Source organism: [Clostridium] polysaccharolyticum (genome assembly GCF_900111595.1).
Taxonomy (GTDB): domain Bacteria; phylum Bacillota; class Clostridia; order Lachnospirales; family Lachnospiraceae; genus Clostridium_AI; species Clostridium_AI polysaccharolyticum.
Map to the genome: position 1 here is coordinate 1 of NZ_FOHN01000018.1, position 22,262 is coordinate 22,262.

22 protein-coding genes and 1 rRNA gene are annotated in these 22,262 nt (G+C 36.3%); 1 reads left to right on the top strand and 22 read right to left on the bottom strand.

Annotated features, from left to right (window positions below):
• The 14 genes from BMY85_RS11030 to BMY85_RS11095 form a co-directional block, all read right to left on the bottom strand.
• Positions 1-451, bottom strand: a 16S ribosomal RNA gene (locus tag BMY85_RS11030); the annotation flags it as partial.
• A 276-nt stretch (positions 452-727) separates the two neighbouring features.
• Entirely contained in the window at positions 728-1,525 is a 798-nt protein-coding gene (locus BMY85_RS11035) for a hypothetical protein (protein WP_092478337.1), read from the bottom strand.
• 79 nt (positions 1,526-1,604) lie between these two features.
• Positions 1,605-2,303: an adaptor protein MecA gene (locus BMY85_RS11040; protein ID WP_177180759.1), complete on the bottom strand. Its 699-nt coding sequence runs from the start codon at positions 2,301-2,303 to the stop codon at positions 1,605-1,607.
• 115 nt (positions 2,304-2,418) lie between these two features.
• A complete protein-coding gene (locus BMY85_RS11045) occupies positions 2,419-3,444 on the bottom strand; it encodes an alpha/beta hydrolase (protein ID WP_092478339.1) in 1,026 nt (341 codons plus the stop codon).
• A 126-nt stretch (positions 3,445-3,570) separates the two neighbouring features.
• The gene (locus BMY85_RS11050) at positions 3,571-5,229 is read right to left on the bottom strand and encodes a Na/Pi cotransporter family protein (protein ID WP_092478340.1); all 1,659 of its coding nucleotides are present in this window, start codon (positions 5,227-5,229) and stop codon (positions 3,571-3,573) included.
• Between the two features lie 193 nt (positions 5,230-5,422).
• Positions 5,423-6,769 carry an endolytic transglycosylase MltG gene (mltG, locus tag BMY85_RS11055; RefSeq protein WP_177180760.1) on the bottom strand — a complete coding sequence of 449 codons (1,347 nt, stop codon included), beginning with the start codon at positions 6,767-6,769 and terminating at the stop codon, positions 5,423-5,425.
• Positions 6,770-6,847: 78 nt separating this feature from the next.
• Positions 6,848-7,792 carry an RluA family pseudouridine synthase gene (locus tag BMY85_RS11060; RefSeq protein ID WP_330387274.1) on the bottom strand — a complete coding sequence of 315 codons (945 nt, stop codon included), beginning with the start codon at positions 7,790-7,792 and terminating at the stop codon, positions 6,848-6,850.
• Positions 7,782-8,264 (bottom strand): signal peptidase II, encoded by a 483-nt coding sequence (gene lspA, locus BMY85_RS11065; RefSeq protein WP_092478342.1) that lies wholly within the window; start codon positions 8,262-8,264, stop codon positions 7,782-7,784. Before lspA ends, BMY85_RS11060 begins: the two co-directional genes overlap by 11 nt.
• A gap of 10 nt (positions 8,265-8,274) precedes the next feature.
• Positions 8,275-9,375 carry a 3-dehydroquinate synthase gene (gene aroB, locus BMY85_RS11070; protein WP_092478343.1) on the bottom strand — a complete coding sequence of 367 codons (1,101 nt, stop codon included), beginning with the start codon at positions 9,373-9,375 and terminating at the stop codon, positions 8,275-8,277.
• 21 nt (positions 9,376-9,396) lie between these two features.
• Positions 9,397-10,395: a DivIVA domain-containing protein gene (locus BMY85_RS11075; protein WP_092478344.1), complete on the bottom strand. Its 999-nt coding sequence runs from the start codon at positions 10,393-10,395 to the stop codon at positions 9,397-9,399.
• 13 nt (positions 10,396-10,408) lie between these two features.
• A complete protein-coding gene (locus BMY85_RS11080) occupies positions 10,409-11,245 on the bottom strand; it encodes a YlmH family RNA-binding protein (RefSeq protein WP_092478345.1) in 837 nt (278 codons plus the stop codon).
• A 40-nt stretch (positions 11,246-11,285) separates the two neighbouring features.
• A complete protein-coding gene (locus BMY85_RS11085) occupies positions 11,286-11,870 on the bottom strand; it encodes a cell division protein SepF (RefSeq protein ID WP_092478346.1) in 585 nt (194 codons plus the stop codon).
• A gap of 15 nt (positions 11,871-11,885) precedes the next feature.
• Complete coding sequence (locus BMY85_RS11090) at positions 11,886-12,578, bottom strand: YggS family pyridoxal phosphate-dependent enzyme (protein WP_092478347.1); 693 nt, start codon at positions 12,576-12,578, stop codon at positions 11,886-11,888.
• A gap of 62 nt (positions 12,579-12,640) precedes the next feature.
• Positions 12,641-14,050: an HlyD family efflux transporter periplasmic adaptor subunit gene (locus tag BMY85_RS11095; RefSeq protein WP_092478348.1), complete on the bottom strand. Its 1,410-nt coding sequence runs from the start codon at positions 14,048-14,050 to the stop codon at positions 12,641-12,643.
• A 132-nt stretch (positions 14,051-14,182) separates the two neighbouring features.
• Here BMY85_RS11095 and BMY85_RS11100 point away from each other — a divergent pair, with 132 nt between their 5' ends.
• Positions 14,183-14,389: a DUF378 domain-containing protein gene (locus tag BMY85_RS11100; RefSeq protein WP_092478349.1), complete on the top strand. Its 207-nt coding sequence runs from the start codon at positions 14,183-14,185 to the stop codon at positions 14,387-14,389.
• 103 nt (positions 14,390-14,492) lie between these two features.
• On the opposite strand, the gene BMY85_RS11105 is transcribed toward BMY85_RS11100, so the two are convergent.
• The 8 genes from BMY85_RS11105 to BMY85_RS11140 form a co-directional block, all read right to left on the bottom strand.
• Entirely contained in the window at positions 14,493-14,912 is a 420-nt protein-coding gene (locus tag BMY85_RS11105) for a twitching motility protein PilT (protein WP_092478350.1), read from the bottom strand.
• Positions 14,913-15,033: 121 nt separating this feature from the next.
• On the bottom strand, positions 15,034-16,002 hold the full coding sequence (locus BMY85_RS11110) for a D-alanyl-D-alanine carboxypeptidase family protein (protein ID WP_092478351.1): 969 nt from the start codon (positions 16,000-16,002) through the stop codon (positions 15,034-15,036).
• Between the two features lie 12 nt (positions 16,003-16,014).
• Complete coding sequence (gene mgsA / locus BMY85_RS11115) at positions 16,015-16,413, bottom strand: methylglyoxal synthase (protein ID WP_092478352.1); 399 nt, start codon at positions 16,411-16,413, stop codon at positions 16,015-16,017.
• Positions 16,413-17,591, bottom strand: a complete 1,179-nt coding sequence (locus BMY85_RS11120; protein ID WP_092478353.1) for an FtsW/RodA/SpoVE family cell cycle protein — start codon at positions 17,589-17,591, stop codon at positions 16,413-16,415. The genes mgsA and BMY85_RS11120 overlap by 1 nt, the downstream gene beginning before the upstream one ends.
• Before the next feature lie 12 nt (positions 17,592-17,603).
• Entirely contained in the window at positions 17,604-17,879 is a 276-nt protein-coding gene (gene minE / locus BMY85_RS11125) for a cell division topological specificity factor MinE (RefSeq protein ID WP_092478354.1), read from the bottom strand.
• A 14-nt stretch (positions 17,880-17,893) separates the two neighbouring features.
• On the bottom strand, positions 17,894-18,682 hold the full coding sequence (minD, locus tag BMY85_RS11130; RefSeq protein WP_092478355.1) for a septum site-determining protein MinD: 789 nt from the start codon (positions 18,680-18,682) through the stop codon (positions 17,894-17,896).
• Between the two features lie 51 nt (positions 18,683-18,733).
• Positions 18,734-19,399 (bottom strand): septum site-determining protein MinC, encoded by a 666-nt coding sequence (gene minC, locus BMY85_RS11135; protein WP_092478356.1) that lies wholly within the window; start codon positions 19,397-19,399, stop codon positions 18,734-18,736.
• Between the two features lie 10 nt (positions 19,400-19,409).
• Positions 19,410-22,262, bottom strand: a complete 2,853-nt coding sequence (locus BMY85_RS11140; protein WP_092478357.1) for a penicillin-binding transpeptidase domain-containing protein — start codon at positions 22,260-22,262, stop codon at positions 19,410-19,412.

Consider the following 22,262-nt stretch of genomic DNA (forward strand, 5'->3'; position numbering starts at 1 on the left):
AGAGCTTTACATACCGAAATACTTCTTCACTCACGCGGCGTCGCTGCATCAGGGTTTCCCCCATTGTGCAATATTCCCCACTGCTGCCTCCCGTAGGAGTTTGGGCCGTGTCTCAGTCCCAATGTGGCCGGTCACTCTCTCAAGCCGGCTACTGATCGTCGCCTTGGTGGGCCGTTACCCCTCCAACTAGCTAATCAGACGCGGGTCCATCTCATACCGATAATTCTTTTCCGTCCGGGCCATGCGGCCCTATCGGGTTATGCGGTATTAGCAGCCGTTTCCAGCTGTTATCCCCCTGTATGAGGCAGGTTACCCACGCGTTACTCACCCGTCCGCCACTCAGTCACAAGAACTTCCTCCCGAAGGAATCCATTCAAGTGCTTCGTTCGACTTGCATGTGTTAAGCACGCCGCCAGCGTTCATCCTGAGCCAGGATCAAACTCTCAATAAAAGTTTCTATCCTTCCAGAACGAAAAGCTTGGCTTTTTGTTTCCAGAATTCATTTACTATATAGGTGCATCCTCTCAGATGCTGTTCGCGTTCCAGAACCAAAGTTTTGGAACAAATTTATTCTCTGAATTTTCAAGGTTGTTTCACTGTTCAGTTATCAATGTTCTTGGCTGCAGGATTTTCTCTTTTCCTCTCAGCGACGTTTTATATCTTATCACATCTTTCGATGCCTGTCAACAAGTTTTTTCTTTCATTTTTTATTTAAATGTTTTACTATTTAAACATTTTGCTGTCGACTTGGGTTAGTATAACAGACATCTTTATAGTTGTCAATATCTTTTTTATTAAGTTCCCTTTCTCTATTCTTATAATCAGCTTTTGTACAAAAAAAGACGTTATCATAAAACTGTTTCATCTTTTCTGTTCCTAAAGCTGCTTTGAACATATTGGTTGATGGACCACCTGCCTCAATTAGCTTATTTACATAATCTTGTGTGATACTCTGCTTTATTTCCATCCGATTTTCCGATAAACAGCACAGTTTCTGCTCCATTTCCACATACAAGCTTAGAAATTCTTTTAAAACAGCCGATACTTTCTCTTCTTCAGCTCCAACAGCCTTCGACATACAAACAGAACGGAGATCATCATACCAGCTTTCGTTTAGTTCCATATCTTCCCATTCATACTGTTTCTGAAGCTCTTTAAACTTTTCTATATAATTCAAATAAATAGGTTCTTTTTCTTCTACCAAGTCATAAAGCTCTATTAATATACTTCTTCTTTCTTCTATATACATACAATCAAATGACAGCATTGGCAGATTCTTATAATAAGGATTTACCACACCCGAAAGCATCTGTAAGCCTTTTGTCCCGCTTGTATCCATTAATACAAGATGTCCAAGTTTCTCTACCGCATAACTCTTCACATGAAACTTCATATTCTGTATAGTCAGGCTGGCAAATTCCCCACAATCTAAATCCTGTACTTTATATTGATTTAACAATACCTCTAAAATCATATTTTTTGCAGATAAGATTAACTGCTTATTCTTTCCCAAAATTCCTTCCACTATAATTCTCCTCCTTACATTTTCACTCCCGTCTCCGAATCAGTCACTACATAAATAAAATAATAAGGCTGACTTTGCACTAAAAATCAACCTTATTAATTTTCTTTATAACTTTGATAGCTCGATTCAAAATCAAACAGCTAAAATGTTCTTCAACAAAAGCTCTTCTGTCTTCCTTTTCAGAAACAAACCTTCCATATTCGGATGCCATTGTACAAATAGAGCTGTAATTTACTTTAGACAGCCTTCCCTTTTCTAAAATAGCATAATACTGATTTTTCTTTTCATCTTTATATAAACTGCTTTTTACGGTAAGCTTGTCTGGTATAATACAAGAGAACTCTTCAAAATCATTCATTTTATCAAATACATATATCTGCATTTGAACATTCACTGATTTTTTCTTCTCATTTACAACTGGCTGGATTTTCTTCTCTTCCACTTCCTGTTCAAACAATTCCTTTAATGATGAAACTTTTTCTATAGTTGCTCCTGCCAGCTGCTGAATGATATCTCCCAGATCGTCTTTCTCATCCATTTTTTCGGAAAATGTAATTGCAAGACGATTTTTAGGCAACATCATAATCTGCATAGCTAATAAACCATCCTTTGGCTCATAGCCAACTTCGTCAGAAGCTCTCTCTACTATAGTATGAAGAAATTCCTGAACTTTACTTCTATTTTTAAGAAAATCATCTAATTCAACGTCATATTCTCTCATGTCATCTTCATTTACAATACAACGAACTGTATTATCGTCGATCCTTATAAATTCCATTCTTACACTCTCTTTCTTACTGTTCCATTTCCACTTCATTGTATCGTATTTCAATGCGCTTTTCAAATACTTTTTACGAAAGGGATAAATCTTAAAACATACTGTAATGATAATTTTATTCTGTTTCAAACGCCTTTCGTAATAATTCGCATCTTAACTTCATAGTTTTCTTCGTAACTTCCAGTTCCTGATTCTGATCATATGCATGAAATGTTCTCTTCATATCATTGAAATAAACATCATACCCATGTTCTTCCAATATAGAAGCGTATAATTCTCCCTCGTCATGCAAACAGTCATACTCTTCCACTTCTACATAAGCATTGCACAAGTCTTCAAAGTTTGTCTGTTCCACTAGGCTAAGATAAGGACGAAGCTCAGCATTAAGCTGAGGCTTAATATACTTGAAAATCCTTCTATCACACTCAGCGTTCCATCCTGGAGTATCTGTAAAACGTTTCATTGACTCACTTGACATAGAAAGATCAGTCGCTGGATAAATTAACATCTGATAACAAAATTTAGGTCCCTTCTGATCTCTGGTATAATGTGCTAATGCAGCCGCAAAAGTCCCCCCCGCACTATCACCACCTACTGCAATATGCTCTTTATCAATATTCAGACGTCCTGCATTCTCATACACCCATAAAAAACCTTTATAACAGTCCTTTAAGGCAGTTTCAAATTTAACTTTCGTTAGAGTTCTATATCGTACAGAAATCACTCTGCAGTTTGCATATTTAGCATAATTGGCTGCAATTTTATGATAGGTAGGTAAGTAGTCCACGTAGAACCCTCCACCATGTAAATATAAAAGACATGGAAGAGTTTCATTTTCTGTTCCTTCTGGTTCATACAGATACGAATCAATTATTTCATTGTCAAAAGTTTGAATCTGAACTGTCGTTCTTTTCACACCCTTTACAAATTTACCTTTACCTCCTGTCATAAAGACATTAAACAAACGAAATCCAATGGGATTACATAAAAATACTGGCAATTTGGATAGATCTTTATCTGGAATTTCATCTAAAAAATTATACTTTTTCCTCATTTCATGCACTTCCATTTTCCTTCTTAAAAACAAAGCAGCACCTGCTATCGCTGCACCGCCAATTATGTATTTCCCCTTATTCTTCATACAAACACTTCCTTTATCTTTTATCTTTTTGTTATTGTTTTTTATGATTCCTCTTTTATTATAACGGAATACTAAAAAAAAGAGCAATAGCCACTCTTAACTATTCCTCTTTATCTTTTATAAAAATTACTGTACTACACGTATAGGCTCAAGAGCCTCAGCCCTTGTTACAGTATGATGATAACGTATTCTGGATGCCTGTGCAATATTGAGACAATGATCGGAAATACGTTCTAAATCAACTAATGTTTCAACAAAAATAAGACCTTCCTGTGATTTACATATAGACTCGTTTAAACGCCTGATATTATCTACTTTCATATCTTCTACAATGTTATCAATCTGATCTTCCAGCTGATAAATCTGGTCGTAACGTATTTGCTCTGGATGATACAGATGTTCACAAGCTTCTTCATAAATGCGATACACGTTCTTCACCAATACATCCAATTGTCTCTTTGCCTCATCAGATACCGTTAAACTCTCTTCCAGAAAACGATTTGCATAACCTAATAAGTTTTCTGCATGGTCACCAATACGTTCCAAATCACTAATAACATGGAACAGGTTACCTACATGCTTTGCTTCTTCATCTGTGGTTTCCATTGCACTTGCACGAATCAGTGCATCCGTAATGCCACGGTTAAGAAAATCTATTGTCTCTTCTATATTATTAAACTCATCCGGATCAAAAGGCTTATCCGCAAAGTATGTCTTTGTTGCACGATCTAAATTAATTTTTACTAAATCAATCATACGTTTGACTTCTGCATCAATCTGTTCCACTAAAACAGGACAAGAACGGTAGCCTGCTTCATTGATGAATTTCAGCTTGCATTGTTCCTGTTCATCTTCTCCTGGGATAATCATCTTAGACAGTTTTGCCAAATGTGCAGCAAATGGAAGCAGCACTGCTACTGTTGTACAGTTGAAAATTGTATTTGCGTTAGCAAGCTGCCTGCTTGGGTCATGGGCCGTACCTGCCACTAAATCTATAATAGGGGTAAACTGTGCTAATATTAAGAACAGCATCATGCCAATGCTTTCGAATAATACCACAATTAATGCAACTCGCTTTGCATCTTTTCTGCCACCGATTGACGCAATTGCTGGGGCAACACTTGCACCGATGTTCATGCCCATCATAACAAAGAATGCATGCTGGAAACTAATAATTCCACTGGCTGCCATTACCTGCAGCACACCAACAGAGGCAGAGGCACTCTGTATGATAACAGTAAAAACAATACCAACCAAAACAGCTAAAATAGGATTTGACAGGCCAGCAAGAATATCCCTAAACCACTGAACATCTCTTAATGGCTTCATGGCTTCACTCATTTTTCCTAAACCGATAAAAAGCACGCCCAAACTTGTAATAATCTGACCGAGGCATTTTACTTTTTTCTTTTTAGAAAACATCGTAAGTGCCACACCTATAAAAGCAATAACTGGAGCAATTTCTGTAATGTTAAAGGCAATTAACTGGCCTGTCATGGTTGTACCAATTTTGGCACCCATCAAAACACCAACAGAACGTTCAAGCTGCATAACTCCTGCATTTACAAACCCTACTACCATAACACACATGGCATTGGAACTTTGAATTAATGCAGTTAAGCCAGCTCCTACTAACATTGCAATAAAACGGCTGGCTGTAAGTTTCTCCAGAATCTTTTTCAGGTATGAACCTGCCATCTGCTTTAAGCCATCACCCATCAGGTTCATTCCAAATATAAATAAAGCTAGTCCACCTAATAGGGCAAATACATTTGATATTTCCATATAGTTATGTTCTCTATTTCAAGAACATATGTCACCTCATTCCGCAATTTGTTAAATTAATTGTAAAAGAGAATTGTTAAATCTACTACACCGTTTTGTAAAATCTATGTAAAGTATTTGTGTCAATCCAGATAAACACTGACTTTCACAGCATATTTTACATATAATCAAACTACAAACATAATATTATTGTCTATTTTAACCCATTTTTAATTTCTTCCCAAATTGCTTGATGCTCTTTGTAGGTCTCTGAATAATAATATTTCCCCTTTTTGCTGGAACAGAAAAACAAATAATTTGTATTATTTGGATATAAGGCTGCCTGAATTGCCTTTTTTCCAGGATTGCAGATTGGTCCACTTGGCAATGCTTTACATTTGTAAGTATTGTAATATACGTTATAACGGTCCTTGTTTCCTGTTATATAAGGTTTTATGTAGTGCTCTACATAATTAATGGTAGCATCACACTGAAGTTTTTCGGAAGAACTCAGACGGTTGTGTAACACAGATGAGACATTCGCCTGCTCTGTGCTTATTGAAACTTCTTTTTCAATGATAGAAGCAATTGCAAGCACCTGATCCAAAGTATATCCTAGTTCCTTGGCTCTTGCTTCCTGAGCTTTTGTCAACTGGTTCCCTGTATTCTTTAAAATTTTTGCAAGAACATCTTCTGGTGCTGTATTTCGGTAAAACTCATAGGTACTTGGATACAAATACCCCTCTAAATAGAAACAGCGTGCGGATGTTTTCTTAACATCTTTTAAAAACCAGTAAGAGGAAGGCATTACTGCATTCGCAGCCTTTATAAATGCTTTTGTTGACTGACAGACTCCTTTTTTCACTGTTAAATCTGCAATCTGTGCTAAAGAATATCCTTCTGGTATCGTCAATCTAACGATACTAGATAACTCGTTTGCGCTTTTAAAACTTACTGTATCTGCTTTCGGCAGTGAAGTTACTGCTTTATAAGGATTGTAAACAATAATGCTTTTTAAATTCGGGGAATTATAATATGCTTGGCTGATTTTCTTTTTTCCTTCTGAATCCCCAGTGGAAATAAAAGAATATCCTGCAGCTTTTGGAAACACATAACGGAATACTTTCACATCTGCCATTAATGCACCGCTTCCTGATGAAATATAAGATTTTGCAGAAAGTTTCACTTTTTTTACCTTTGCATTTTTGCTGGCATACATATAGGCATACTGTGAATTCTTCGTAAGTACTATTTTCTTTCCATTCTTTTTGTTTTTAATAGCTGCCTTATTCTGCTCCCAATTATATTCATAGGATAACACTGACATATAGGAGCTTACTTTTTTAACTGGAACCATGACTTTTCCAGATGATTTTTCAATTCTCTGGGTTGTTTTGCCGCCGTTTAAGTCATAGTATGTATAATGTCCACTGGAATTTCCTACTAAAAGCCCATACTCAGCTGCCGCTGCATTTACTGTAACACTCTTACAGCTTAATATACCTATGCATACTACGGCTCCCGTTACGAACCATTTCAATTTCTGTTTTACATGTTTCATTTTTCCTTCTTCTCCCTGTTTTTTCGATTGCATTTAAAATACCCTACAATAGCAGATTAGCCAATGCAGGGCATTATTTTAACTAAGTTTCCTTATCAGCTCAGAAAAGTACTCTGGTAATGGAGCGGAAAACTCCACATACTCTTTTGTGGCTGGGTGCAGGAATCCAAGTGTCTTAGCATGTAACGTCTGGCCTTCCAGCTGATAAATGGATTTTTTCGGTCCATATACATCATCTCCAAGCAATGGGTGCTGAATACTAGCCATATGCACACGAATCTGATGCGTTCTGCCTGTCTCTAAATGACACTTTATATAAGAAAAATTCTGCTTTAGATTCTGTATCACTTCATAGTGTGTTACTGCATTTTTCCCGTTTTTATAATTGACAGCCATCTTTTTTCGTTCTACGGGATGTCTGCCGATAGGTGCATCGACTTTTCCCTTAGGTTCTGAAAAATGATTATGCACAATAGCATGGTATTCCCTGGTAATGGAGTGTTCCTTTAGCTGTTCTGCAATGCAGTTATGTGCCTTATCGTTTTTACATATGACAATTACCCCTGTGGTATTCATGTCAATCCGATGTACAATACCTGGCCTCATAACCCCATTAATTCCAGATAATTCATCCTTACAATGATACAAAAGGCCATTTACAACTGTTCCAGAATAATGTCCTGCCGCAGGATGCACAACCATTCCCTTTCCTTTATTAATCACAATAATATCTGAATCTTCGTATAAAATATCCAATGGTATATTTTCTGGAAGAATATCCGGCTCTTCTGGTTCTGGTATAACTACCTGTATCTCATCATTCCGGTTTACTTTATAATTTGCCTTAACTGATTTTCCTGCAATGGTCACATTACCATCTTTTATTAGCTTCTGAATATAAGAACGGGAACTTTCTGCCATACATTCGCTTAAATATTTATCGATTCTTGACTGGCTTTTTTCTTCTTCAACCACAAATTCCAAAATATCCTGTTCCAATTCTTCCATTTTTTCATTTTGCATGAAAATTTAAATCCTCTTCTTTATAATAAAATAATATCAGACAAACAAGCCCAATCAGTGAAACGGTTACATAACAGTCCGCTACGTTAAATATTGGGAAATCAATCAAACTGAAATATAAAAAATCAATTACGTAGTTCTTTATGATTCTATCCATTAAGTTTCCTGCTGCTCCTGCTCCAAGAAAAACCATAGCTACTTGCAATGGTATCATTTTCTTAATTGCAGGGATACGATAATAATAATAACCTAAAACAGCTAAAATCACAATTGTAAAAACAACAAATACTATTGTTTTATTTTGAAAAAGTCCAAAAGCAATTCCTCTATTTTCCAGATATCGTAGTTCAAAAACACCTTTCCAGACAACGACAGGTTCTTTTCCTCTAAGCGTAACTGCAGCCCAGTGCTTTGTCAGCTGATCAAGAAGTACAAGAAAAACTATACCTAAAATACCCTTTACATATTTCATTTTGAAATCCTTAATTGCCTTTCTTATTCATTAGATAATTGATTGCATCCCGCATCTCTTCATCTGTTACAGTATTGTCGATATATCCTTTTCCGATACACTCTAACAGAATAAATTTAATGGAACCTGCCTCCATTTTTTTATCATTTTTCGTACCGTCAATAATCTTTTCTACATCCATATCTTTTAGCTTTGTTGGAAGCTTTAATACTTCTAAAAGATTTTCAAAAGCGGAAAGTTCCTGTTCCATCACATTCCCCCGCTTTACATTCATATAGAGTGCCGCTGCCATTCCTAAAGCCACACATTGTCCATGTAAAAGTGAAAAATTACTGTTTTTCTCTATGGAATGTCCAATCGTATGTCCATAATTTAATAATGCACGTTCGCCTTTTTCTGTGGCATCTCTCTGCACAATATCCCGCTTAAACATGCATGATTTATAAACGGTTTCCTGAAGAATGGCTTCCTCATGCTGATAGATTTCTCCTAGATGTTCTGTAATCCAGGACAGAAATTCTGCATCTTGAATCATGCCATACTTTACAATTTCTGCAAATCCATTATAGTAATGCTCCTCTGTCAAGGTACGCAGAGCTGAAATATTCATATAAACAGCGGATGGCTGATGAAATGCTCCCACCATGTTTTTATAACACATAAAATCCACACCTGTTTTTCCACCTACACTGCTATCTACCATAGCAAGCAAAGAAGTAGGAATCTGGATAAAACGGATTCCTCGTAAATAAGTAGCTGCTGTGAAACCTGTTAAATCACCTACTACACCACCACCTAAGGCAACTAACATATCATTCCGGTCAAAATGATTTAATATCAGATGTTCATAAACTAATTGAACCGTATCAATGTTCTTAGAAGCTTCCCCTGCAGGAAAGACATAACTAGTTACAAAGCCTGCACACTCTTTCAGCTTTGCTTCCACTTCTTCTAAATAATATTCTGCAACATTCGTATCCGATACAATACAGATTTTACGTTTTTTTAAATCAAACTTCGCAAGTATCTCCCCTAAACCGGAAAAGTCTTTCTCGTAATAAATATTATATATTTCTTTTCCTTTATCACTAACCGTTAAAACCTTATTCATTTTTGTCCTCCATTGTGTTTATTAATCATTGCTATCGGCATTTACATATTCAAAATCCATATCCTTGTCACTCGCTTCTGCATCACTTCCTCTTCTGATTTCATTTAGAAGTTTTTGCAGCATCTTAATTTCCATATCTGTCTGTGTATCTAGAGAGTCTAAATCCTCTCTCTTTTCTTCCTTTGCTTCTTTTTTTATTTCCTGCACAGCTGCAGTTTCTTTTATGTTTTTTTTCTGTATCTCTTTAGCGTCTGGTTCATCCTGTTCTTTCATTTCTTTCTCCTCTTTTTCAAGAGCTTCAATAGAACTTGCTAATTCCCTTTGAATGTCTAAATCGCTGTTTCCGGAACGGACAATTTTACGTGCAGTGTCTTCTTTTCTAATTTCTCTTTTTATTTCTTCCTTCTTCTGAGGTTTCTGTTTTTCCTTTACTTCTTTTTTTGTTTCTTCTGCCTCTTCTTTCAATTCTGCTTTTTCAACCTGATTGATATCCTCTTTTACAGAAACCGGCTGCTTTTGTGCTGCGGCAGTTTCTTTTTTTTCTAGTTCTTCTGACAAAGCCTGTTCTTTCTTTTTAATATCAAAGGCATTGCTATTTAACAAATCCATCTGCGATGTTACAATCTGCTTAAACTGCAGTTTATAGATTTCAAAATTCTGTAAAAGTTCCTGGATTTTTGCTTCAATCGTTCCTAGTTCCTGTTTTGCATCATAAATGATTTTATCCGCTTTTAACTTAGCTTCTTTTTCTGTTGTCTCTGCATGTTTTTGTGCAGCGGCTTTCGTTTCTTCAGATGTCTTTTCAGCTAAAACAAGTGCCTTTTGAAGGGTTTTTTCTAAATTCTTATAATATTTAAGACCATCATTTAAAGCAGAAACTTTTTCTTTCAGCTCCATATTCTCTTTATACATGATCTCATAGTCATGGTGTAATGCCTTCATAAAGGAATCTACATCATCCTTTTTATACCCTCTTCCTGTCTTAAAAGTAATTCCTTGAATCTCAATTGGTGTAAGCATTCTATATATCCTCCTAAATATATTTTTTTAAAAGTACATAAATTCGTCCCTTTTTTGTCTGAGATTGCATCTCCCGGAAACGAAACTTTCCATATCCCCGTACGGAAACAATGTCTCCCTGGTGTAATTCATAACTGTTTGAACAAACCAGTTTTCCATTCACATACACTTTTTCTCCTGTTATCAGATTACTTAAACTGCTTCTAGAACCTCCAAATGCTGCAGCTATAATGGCATCCAGCCTAATGGAAGCTACGGATTTCCGAATCTCTTCACATTTTTGCTGAATAGGAAAATCCTGAAGTTCTACTATATTGCATTCTACTTGGGTATGTTTTATTTTTTTTAAATTTGCTGTAATAAATTCAGCAGTTTCTTCTTTGCAAAACGCATAAGCATTAGGAAAGTCAACCAATATGTCTCCTGTTTTTGAGCGATCTATCCCCAAATTTAAAATAGCTCCCAGATAATCTCTATGGGTAAGCTTATCGCTAAACTTTTCATTTCTTACAGAAATCTTAATAACACACAAAGGAAATGTACTTCCCGCTTCCTTATTTTCTCCATTCTGTCCAGATTCTTCATAATAAGAATCTTTTCCCGTAAAACAAAATAAGCGTCTCTCTGCCAGTTCGTATCCTCCAAATGAGGTAATGCGAACAAAGTTAAGTTCTTTTTCCATTGTATGAAGAATACTTTGTTCATTTAGATTCAGAAAATCTGTAAAAAGCGGAACTCCCCTTTTCTCTGCTATATTTGCCAATTCTTTCAGCCTGTTTTTTAAAAATTTTTCTTCCTTTTCCTGTATCATCAGCCAGCCTCTCTGTTCTCCATACTTTAATGCAAACAATGAGAAACCTGCTAAACAAGTTTCTCATTGCATCATCCATTTAAAACTCCTTATTAATCGTTGGAACGCCTAAACCATCAACTGGTACAAGATCCAAATAATCTCCTGATATATCAATATTATCTGGGGAAAAAATAAAAATATATCTTGAAATCTGATGCAGTTTTCCACCTATTGCATACACTGCACCTGAAATAAAGTCCATAATCCGCTGTGCTACATCCGGGTCGAACCCTTCCAGATTCACTACTACTGCTCTTCCTGTAAGCAGCATATCACAGATTTCCTGAGAATCTTCAAAGGTAGACGGTTTCATAATGCAAACTTCTAATCCTTTAGCTGTTGTCCGAATCGGCACAATTTTATTATTAGAAGTTCTGTCTGCCCGCAAGGATTTATCACGACGGCTCTCCGCAAAATCAGGTACATCCACTTCTTTTGGTCTCCTGTTTAACTTACGCTCCGAAAAAGAATCTTTTTTCTGTGCACGCTCCAGTTCGCGGATACGCTCACGTTCCATTCGACTACGTTCCTTATCATCCATTTCATCCATATAATCTTCGTAATCATCCTCTTCTTCGTCTAACTTAAAGTAGCCAAGAAAATTTTTAATCATATTAGCCATATTTCACTCAAACTCCTATATACTATAATTTCTATTTCCAAATATGCCTGTGCCAACACGTATCATTGTTGCACCTTCTTCTATTGCCACTTCATAATCTCCTGTCATTCCCATTGACAGAATGCTCATATCTACATTATCAATGTTTTTCCTTTTAATGTCAACTGATAATTTTTTCAATGCTTGAAAATGCACCCTGTTTTCCTCTGCATCTTCTACAAAAGGTGCAATTGTCATAAGTCCTTTGATTTTAACATTAGACAGCTTTGCAATTTCCTGAATCAACGGCTCCGTTTCTTGTACCGAAACTCCAAACTTCGTATCTTCTCCTGCAGCATTTACTTCAATCAGAATAGGACATACCAGATTCTTTTTCTTTGCCTCTTCATCAATCTGAATTGCCAAACGCAAAGAATCCACAGAATGAATCAAGCATACCTTGTCCACAATATATTTTACCTTATTCCTCTGTAAATGGCCAATCATATGCCAGTTCAGCTTCTCTGGAATTGCCTCATATTTATCCATTATTTCCTGCACTTTATTTTCACCAAAATCAATGATGCCATCCTTCATGGCTTCTTTCACATCATCCACCGGTTTTGTTTTGCTTACTGCAATCAAAGTTACTTCTTCTCTTTTTCTGCCTGCCCGTTCACAAGCTTTTGCTACACGTTCTTCCACTTTTACCAAGTTCTCATGAATCATGCAATCAACTCCTTTGTTTTCTGTCTTTCTGGCTTAAACCTGTATCTAACTGGATTTGATAGTTATTTGATAATTTCTTCCTCTGATGCATTTTCTGAATTTAACAAAATGTGATCGTAATTAGACAATCCATTATAGGTCTTGTCGCTTACAATACAATACTCATCATTTTCGTATAAAATCTCCACCTGTTTAAATATGCAGTATCCCTTGTTTACATTATACACACCTTTTAAAGTTCCAGTTTCTCCAATAGTATATTCTTCCTGCGTCTTCGGATTCTGAATAATAATACCAGAATCAAAACCGGATTTCTCTATGTATGCATAATCTTCATCCACTTTTGCTACTAAACCGGTTTCAACAAACTCATATTTAACATCACCTGACTGGCGGTATACTTTCTTTACCAGACCAGAAGCGTTATTCTCACCTGCAGTAGTAAAATAATCAATTGGCACCTTGTAGAACTCCTTCTCTAAAAGTGCTGTCTTTGGAATCTTTAAGCCTTCCGCAGAATTTAATATTAATTCTACATCAATAAAGCGTTCATTTAAGTATGATATCATGTATTTTTGCAAGAAAAGTGTTGCAAAATATCCGTCACCTTTTGTAAACGTCTTAAATGGAACAGTCTGTTTAAATCCATCTTTTACAAAACGGATAGTAACCATTGGAGTACCTTTTGCATTTTCTTCCTTTTCTGCAAGTTTTTTGTATTGTTCTTTGCTTAAATTCAAAACGATAGACCAGGACTCATTGGTAATGAGCTTGTAGACTGGTGTCCCCTCTGTAAGAGCTGTATCATAAGAAACTGTCCTGTTCTCTGCTTTCTTTTCAAATGTCTTCTTTGAGATATCTTCCTCTTTTAAGGACTCAAAGCCATCAATGGTGGAACTGAAAATTCCACTTGTCTTCGATGAAACTAACTGAAACGAAGAAGTTTCCCCTGAATTCTTCACAAGTTTCTGCATGGCATCTGAAAGTGCTAAATGAGAAAAGTCTAAAATTATTTTATCAATGTTACATCTCAGATCTGTTACAGTGCTATAATCACTATAACGGAAACTCTTTTGAAAAGCTTTTAGATAATTACGCACTTTTGTATTATCTTCTGATGCTAATTTCTGGTCTGCCTCATTGGCAACCAGGGTATCGTATATTTTACCGCTTTCATCAACAGAATACACATTGGCCTTCCTTGACACTCTGTCTCCATCTTTTACATAGAAGCTAATGTATCCTGCAGTGCTGCTGGTTTGTACCTTTTCTTTTCTTAATATAATTCCCTGACAGGTATTATTATCAGCGATATGTTTCTGTACTACCTCATAGACTGAACTACGATTACTGGAAAAATAAGAAAAAACGATAATGACCAAGTAAATAAAAATAAATAGAAAAATTACAGTACCAACATTTAAACGAATTGGCCTCCTATACTTTACGACGTTTCTATTTTTTCTACTCAAAAAAAAAACCTCCTCATATATCAAAATACATTATACTTGTTTTACCATTATTTTAAAAGACCTATTTTAAATTTTGTATATAAAATTAAGTTTTGGTAAAACTAAAAGTACCATGATTAAGGAGGCATAACTATGAAAGTTATCGATTGTATTACATTAATTCTAGTTATTATTGGTGCAATTAACTGGGGACTTATTGGATTCCTGGATTTTAACTTAGTAAGTGTTTTATTCGGAGAAATGACCTGGCTATCCAGAGTTATCTATGCATTAGTAGGAATTAGCGGATTATACGCTCTAAGTTTCTTTGGCCGCCTGATTGCTGCTGATGATCACTAAAAAAATGATGCTTTTTATAACAGACATGAAAAAATATCTCTAACCAACTAAATGGCTGGAGATATTTTTTCGTTTTCAGATATAAATTTTATAATGATAAATTTTATAATGTCATAACCACTGACTTCTGATAAACTGGAGGAAGCTGTTCTTTTTCAAGAGATATACTAAGAATAAAGTCTACTTTGAAAGCATTAGAGCGTTCATCAATCTTTTTCAAAACCGTTTCCAAGTCCACCATGTCAACACAGGCAACCTTTAAAAAACTGTCAATATAAATCTTCTCAATGTCATTATCCTGCGAAACAATTCCAGATATGAAACCTAAAAATTCTGCACTGCTTACAGTCAAATAGTCTTTCACATTTACCAGTCTGATCTTATTACTAAGTTCATACATATGTTTACTGGTTTTGTCTAGATAAACAATTCTTCCACTAATGGTCCTTACCTCATCGTTTACCATTCTTAATAATTCCTTTGTTTTCCCTTTACCTGTTTCACCCGCAATAATTTGTACCATTTATGCTCCTCCTTTTGCTTTTTGGCTATTAAAATCTATTATCTAAAACAATATATTATATGTGTAAAATAACCAAAAATATGAAGGAATCTATCTCTTCCTTTTCCTGTAAAACTGCCTTTTAAGACTGGCTTATTTTGCTGAGCAGCTCATTCATTTGCAAAAATAACGCATCCCCTGTATCTGCTTTTAGGATAACCGAAATATATTTATGTGTATTTTCTCCTTCACTGTATAAAACCAGACACGAACCAGCTAAACCTGTCGTTCCCGTCTTTCCTCCAATCACAGTAACACCTTCTGGTGCTGTCTGTGTCCCTACTAAATATCTGTCTGTGCTAGAGAAGGTACGGCTGGCATAAGAGCCATCTGGACCTTTGTATTCAATTTTTACAATTCCCTGACTGATAATATCCACAAAGGAACCATAGTTTTTTACTAATTCATTAAAAAACAGATAAATGTCATAAGCCGTTGTATAATGATTGTCATCGTGCAAACCGTGTGGATTTACAAAATGAGAATGGGTTGCACCAGTTTCTTTCGCTTCTTCATTCATCATTTCTGCAAATTTATCAACGCTGCCTGCAATATGTTCTGCAATTGCAACTCCCGCATCATTGCCAGAGTATACAAGAAAAGCAGTAAGCAGTTCTCTCATAGTAATGGTACAGCCTTCTTTGAATCCGCAGAGTTTCGCACCAGGCTCTTTTATATTTGCAGCATTATGGGAAATGGTAACAATATCCTCTAAGTCACTGTTTTTTAACGCCACTAATGCTGTCACTATCTTTGTTATGCTTGCAGGATACATTTTCTGATAAATGTTATCTGCATAGACCACTTTATTATCCGTAGAATCTATCAATAATACGCTTTCTGCTGTTAACTTTGCATCGGCTCCTTTGTCATCTCCCAAAGGGATTACGCTTAGGTCAGCAGCAAACAGCTGACTCTCGCCACCTTTGTCTAATTCTGCAAGTGTCATGCTATTTGTGTCACTGCTATAGGGAATCATGACTTTGTTGCCTGCGCATCCACCAAGAAGCAGACACACGGTTACAGCAGCTGCAAAAAACCTTTTTTTCATGTGTTCACCTTACTAAGCTTTTAAAATTTCTCTCCAGTCTAAATCACCACGGTCTAGTGCCTTAATTAACAGCTCCGCTGTTGCAAGATTGGTTGCCAGTGGAATATTGTGTGTATCGCAAAGCTGAAAAACATTATTCACATCTGGCTCATGGGATTTCTTTGTTAATGGATCTCTTAAAAAGATTACTAAATCAATTTCATTATGCTCAATCTGAGCACCTAACTGCTGTTCACCGCCAAGATGGCCCGCCAGATACTTATGAATTGATAAATTTGTTACTTCTTCAATTAATCTGCCTGTTGTACCTGTCGCATAAATATCATGCTTACTAAGAATCCCTCTGTAAGCAATGCAGAAATTCTGCATTAATTTTTTCTTTGCATCATGTGCAATCAATCCAATATTCATTAAAAATTCCCCCTTTGGTCATAATCACTCATTGAAAATCCACTTCGGGAGCCATATCGGGACTGTAATCCGATATTCAAAATGATACCAATCCCTATCATAGAACTTAAGGCTGAACTTAAACCTCTGCTGATAAATGGCAGCGGCAGTCCCGTGTTTGGTAATAGAAGTGTTGCTACACCTACATTTGCAAATACCTGAAACATAAACATGGAAGCAATCCCCATGGCAATAATCCTGCCTTGAAAATCTTTTGCTGCCTTTGCTGTGCGTAAACACTTTATTATAACTATTGCCAATAATGCCAAAATTACACAGCATCCAATAAAACCGAGTTCTTCACCCATTACAGTAAAGATAAAATCACTTTCTGTAACATCCACATAAAATGGATAATGTCTCTCAGCTGCAGGGTCTGTAAATAATTTCCCCAGCAGCTGTCCCGAGCCAATTGCCTGAATTGAGTGAAGCTGCTGATATGCTTCACCAAGCTTGTAAGACTCTGGATCAAGCCATGCAGCAATCCGTTTATACTGATAGCCGCGAAGCAGTTTCTGTCCAGGCTGCTGAATATACCAGAACATTGCTGCAACTAATGGAACGATAACCGTTAGTACAGTCCCAACAATTTTGTAATCCAGCCCTGCCGCAAAAACCATCATTGCGAAAATAAAAATCATAACCAGACTAGAAGACAAATCAGATTGTATCATTATGAAAAATGTTGGCAATGCCATAATAATACCACCTAAAAAGAAGGTTGTAAATCGATCCATTTTGTCCCGGCGTCTTTCAAAATACACTGTTAATGTTAAAATCAGAATTATTTTAACAATTTCGGAAGGCTGGAAATTCACTCCGATTTTTAGCCAGCGCCAGGAACCTGTACCTAAATCCGTACCAAATGGTTTATGCTTTGTGGCAAAAACCATTATGGTACCTATTACATAATAAACAGGAACAAATCTGCATATAAAGTGATAATCAATTAACGACACCATAGCCATCACCAGCAGACCTGCGGCCATGGTTACAAACTGTCCTTTAAAATAGCTGCTTTTGAATTGTACTGGTGCAGCACAACGAACAAGTACTGTACTGCATAAGCACAATATCATAATTACAATAACTAATGAAACATTCAGTTTCTTCCAGTCATACTGTTTGAATTGAAACATGTTTTTTCATCCTTATTTTTTCGGAGCTTTCAGATCCTTAATTGGGATATTTGCAAACAGTGCGGGAACAGTACCATTGTCCCCGTCTGATTCTGTCTGCGTTATTTTAATATCCAGCCCTTCAGCATCTATCTCCACATATTTTGATATTACCTTAATAATATCATTTTTAATCTGTTCCATGATTTCAGGAGAACAGTTTGCTCTATCTGATACCAATACTAATTTTAATCTGTCCTTTGCAACATTCCCTGATGATCTTTTCTTAAAAAAATCTGCAAAACCCATAGATGATCCTCCTATTACTTTTTGAATATTGATGCAAGTTTAGTAAATAATCCATTCTTGCCATGTAAGTCTAACAATGGTACTTCTTCTCCCATAACACGGCGGCAAATGTTCATATATGCTTGTCCTGCTAAACTTTCGTCACCAACTAAAGGTTCACCCTGGTTTGTAGATACAACAATTTTTTCATCGTCTGGTACAACACCGATTAAGTCTACTGCTAAAATTTCCACAACGTCATCACTAGACATCATGTCTCCACGTTTTACCATGTCAGAACGTAAACGGTTTACAATCAGGTGTGTGCTTTTGATTTCATTGGCTTCTAGTAGTCCAATAATCCTGTCTGCGTCTCGTACTGCAGAAACCTCAGGAGTCGTTACCACTAACGCACTGTCTGCACCTGCAATTGCATTCTGGAAGCCTTGCTCGATTCCAGCTGGGCAATCCATTAAAATGTAATCAAATTCTTCTCTTAATTCTGCCGCAAGTTTCTTCATCTGTTCTGGCGAAACAGCTGTTTTATCACGTGTCTGAGCCGATGGCAGCAGATATAGGTTTGGATATCTCTTGTCTTTGATAAGAGCCTGCTTAATTCTGCAGTTTCCTTCCACAACATCAACTAAATTGTAAACAATCCGGTTCTCTAATCCCATAACGACATCAAGGTTACGAAGACCTATGTCTGTATCAATTAATACCACCTTTTTTCCTAACTTTGCCAGTCCTGTACCTACATTCGCAGTAGTCGTTGTTTTACCAACGCCGCCCTTACCAGATGTAATAACTATTACTTCTCCCATACTCTTAGTCCTCCATATCTTTTTTGCATATCTTCTGCTTGTCTTATTTTTTTATAACTGAATATCATTTAGAACACTTTTATTTAGTGTTTCAATATAAATATTTCCCTCGTCAACAAATGCAATTTTAGGTTCTTTCACCACGTTTTTGCTTTTTTTATCTGGCGCTCTTCCTATGGTATCTGCAATCCGGATTTGAACTGGTTCCATATCCAGAGCCACAACAAAAGCGTTGGAATTTCCAGCTGCTCCTGCAAAAGCATTCCCTTTTAAAGCTCCCAAAATAACAATGTTTCCTTTCGATACCACTTTTGCTCCATTGTTCACATCGCCAATTACAATAATACTGGATTCTACTTCCAGCACCTGTCCTGAACGAAGATTTCCTTTGTAAAACTGTCCCGTATTGGACTGCAATGCCATAAGCCTGTCATTAAGGCTTCTAGACAGTATTTCTTCTTTCTCTTTATCTGTATCTACCACACAGACAATGTGTAAATCTGAGTTCTCATTAATGATATCAAGCAGTTCTCTTTGCTGGCCGTTTGTTAATTCGCGTCCCTCAAAGGTCAATGCCATAGAGGCATTTCCTAAAAACTTGGCTGACTCTTTGAACTTCTTTGCTACTATTTCTTTTAAATCTTCATAATCTATGCTGGAATCCAGCACAACTATAATTCCTGATTTTGTACCTTTAATGATGACTGAATTATTCATCTTAACCCCCTTAATCTGTTCGAGAATGTGAGCTTCCAGCTTTATTAATGTCGCCTTTTAGAATCGCTGTTTTTTCTTTCTTTGTTTTTGCAAAATAATATTCGTAAATTTTACTTGCAGTCTGGGCGGCATTGGCAGATGTATATCCATTGGGAATTACAACTGTTGTTGTAATTTCTGGTTTCTCATATGGCGCAAATGATATAAAAAGCGCATTGTTTGGAACTTTCTTGGTAATCTGGGAAGTTCCTGTTTTTCCTGCAACTGTAACATCCAGTCCCTTAAAATACTGGTCAATACTGCTGTGAGGGCCATTTACTACCTTATTCATTCCCAGTTTTACAGCACTCCAGTAAGAATCTGACACATCCAGTTTTTTCGCATCCTGTTCTTCTTTTTCTTTGGCCTTCTTTTTGCTTTTTCCATTTTTATCTGCAACTTTATCAATCAATGTAAGCTGATGACTGGTTCCGTTATTTGCAATGGTGGTTACCCACCTTGCTAACTGCACAGGTGCAAACAGGTTGTCGCCTTGTCCAATCATAGAACGTACTGGATCTCGATTTGATATTGCTGGAGCATCTTCCGACATCTCCAGTCCAGATTTGTCAGTTAATCCAAATTCTTTTGCATATTTCTGAATTTTTTTCAATCCAATATTTGGTACAAATTCTCCATGGCTATCCTTACTCATGTTAAATCCACAGGTATAGTAAAAATAGTTACAGGATACACCGATAGCATCCGAAACATTAATGGATCCATGTGTATATTTACTCCAGCAGGATGGACTCGGATGAATGCTTGTGAAAATTACACGATCCGTAATTCTGGTTTCCGGAGTAATGACTCCTTCTTTCAATGCCACAATAGAAGAAAATGTTTTAAACGTAGAACCTGGTGCTATAAGCTGTTTGGAAGCACGATTTAAAAACGGCTTCGACTTATAGGACTGCAGTAAGCTAAAATACTTTGAGTCTACGGTATTGGCTAGCCTGTTGTTATCATAACTTGGATACGTTACACAGGCTAATGTATCTCCTGTATCCGGATCTGTGATAATTACAGATCCCGAACATGGTTCTAATGCTAGCTGTGCAGGGGTGATCTCTAATTTTTTAATTTTATCACGAATAAAGCTGTAAGCTGAAACCGTGCCATTTTTAAGACTGCTTATGCTAGTCTCATTTTTCTTTAAAACCCCCTGATCAAACAACAGCAGACAAACATCCCTTCCACTTAACTGGAAACTGTTTATCATATTATAATAAATAAGCTTACTAAAGTCTGAATCATTTTTCAACAATTTAAATGTATAGTCTAATAATTTTTCATATAATTCTTCCGTATTAAAATAGTTATCGCCAACACTTAGAGATGACAGGTTAATCCAGTTTTTTTCCAGGGCGTATACCAGAAAGGAATTCAGTCCTGTTTTGCCATCCACGTACTTTTTATAGGTTTCATCTTCTTTATCAAATTCCTTTGTCAGAAGTACTCCTTCCTTCTTAAGACTCTGATAAATCTGTTCCATATAAGAAGACATGGAACTGGATAAACTGTTTCCTGTGAAATGGTTCTGATAAGCCATTTTGGACTTTAAGGAACCAATTACACGTTTCTGTTCTGTCACGTATTTGGAATATACGCTTTTTTCAAGCTCTGTTGCATCCTCTGCATTAAAATGATCGATATCAATAACATTGTTATCCAGAAGTGCAAAGTAAACATCATATATCGGAATCATAATATCATCCGATGATTTTCCCTTTGATCCATAACTTTTGCTATTCCAGATTCTTTCTAGCAATACTGCTGTTAATTCTTTTTCCAATAAAATATAACTGGCTTTCTGCAATTCCGAATCAATGGTCAGATATAAATCTTTCCCTGGTTTTGGCTGTACCGTTTTTAAAATTCCAGTAACATTTCCAGCTGAATTCTTCGATACAGTCTGGCTTCCTTTCACGCCTCTAAGTTCCTCTTCATATTTCTCTTCCATGCCAGATTTTCCAATCTGATCCGAAAAAGAATAATAGGTATCTCCATCAGCCTCTTTTTCCTGTAACACCTCTTGGGAAATAGTACCTGTATAACCTAATATGGATGCATAATACTGGCTGTCTTTATAAACTCTTTTTGTTTCTTCTACAATTTCCACACCAGGAAGTTCCGCTCTGTTCTCCTTTAAAGTCGCAATGAGCTTCTCGGATAAATTGGCTGCAAGAGTAATCGGAATGTAGTCATCCCTCTTTTTATTATAGCGGTTTATATAAAGTATATATCGTATAGACATAATTTTCAATGTATCATCAGCGGAATAAGTTTCGCTGATTTTAAACTGCTTGATTAGATAATCAAACACTTCTTTCGCATCTGCTTTTTCAATTTCGTCTGTTAAGTCATCCATATTCTTTCTGGAATATGCATTAACCTTGAATCGCTTTAATGAATTCCCCTCAACCGTAAACTGTATCCTTCCTTTCCCATCGTATTTCATGGGAAAGTCATAGTTAATCGTTGTATTCAAGCCTTCCACATAATGAATCAAGTTATAAATCATTTCATTTTTTTCTTCATCATTCTTTAATTCGTTACTATCTTCTATCTGTAAAACATAGGATAATTCATTGTATGCTAACGCTACGCCATTTCTGTCGTAAATGATTCCACGTGGTGCTTTTAAATCAATCGTCTTTTTCGTATCTATCTCTGTGGTCTCTTTGTACTTTTCACCATTCACTACTTGCAAAACAAACATTCGCTGAAGAAGAATTACAAAAAGAATTCCAAATAGAATCATAATTGGAAAAAGCCTGGATTTCGCAATACGCTTTATTTCATCAAAAATCACTTCCAGCAT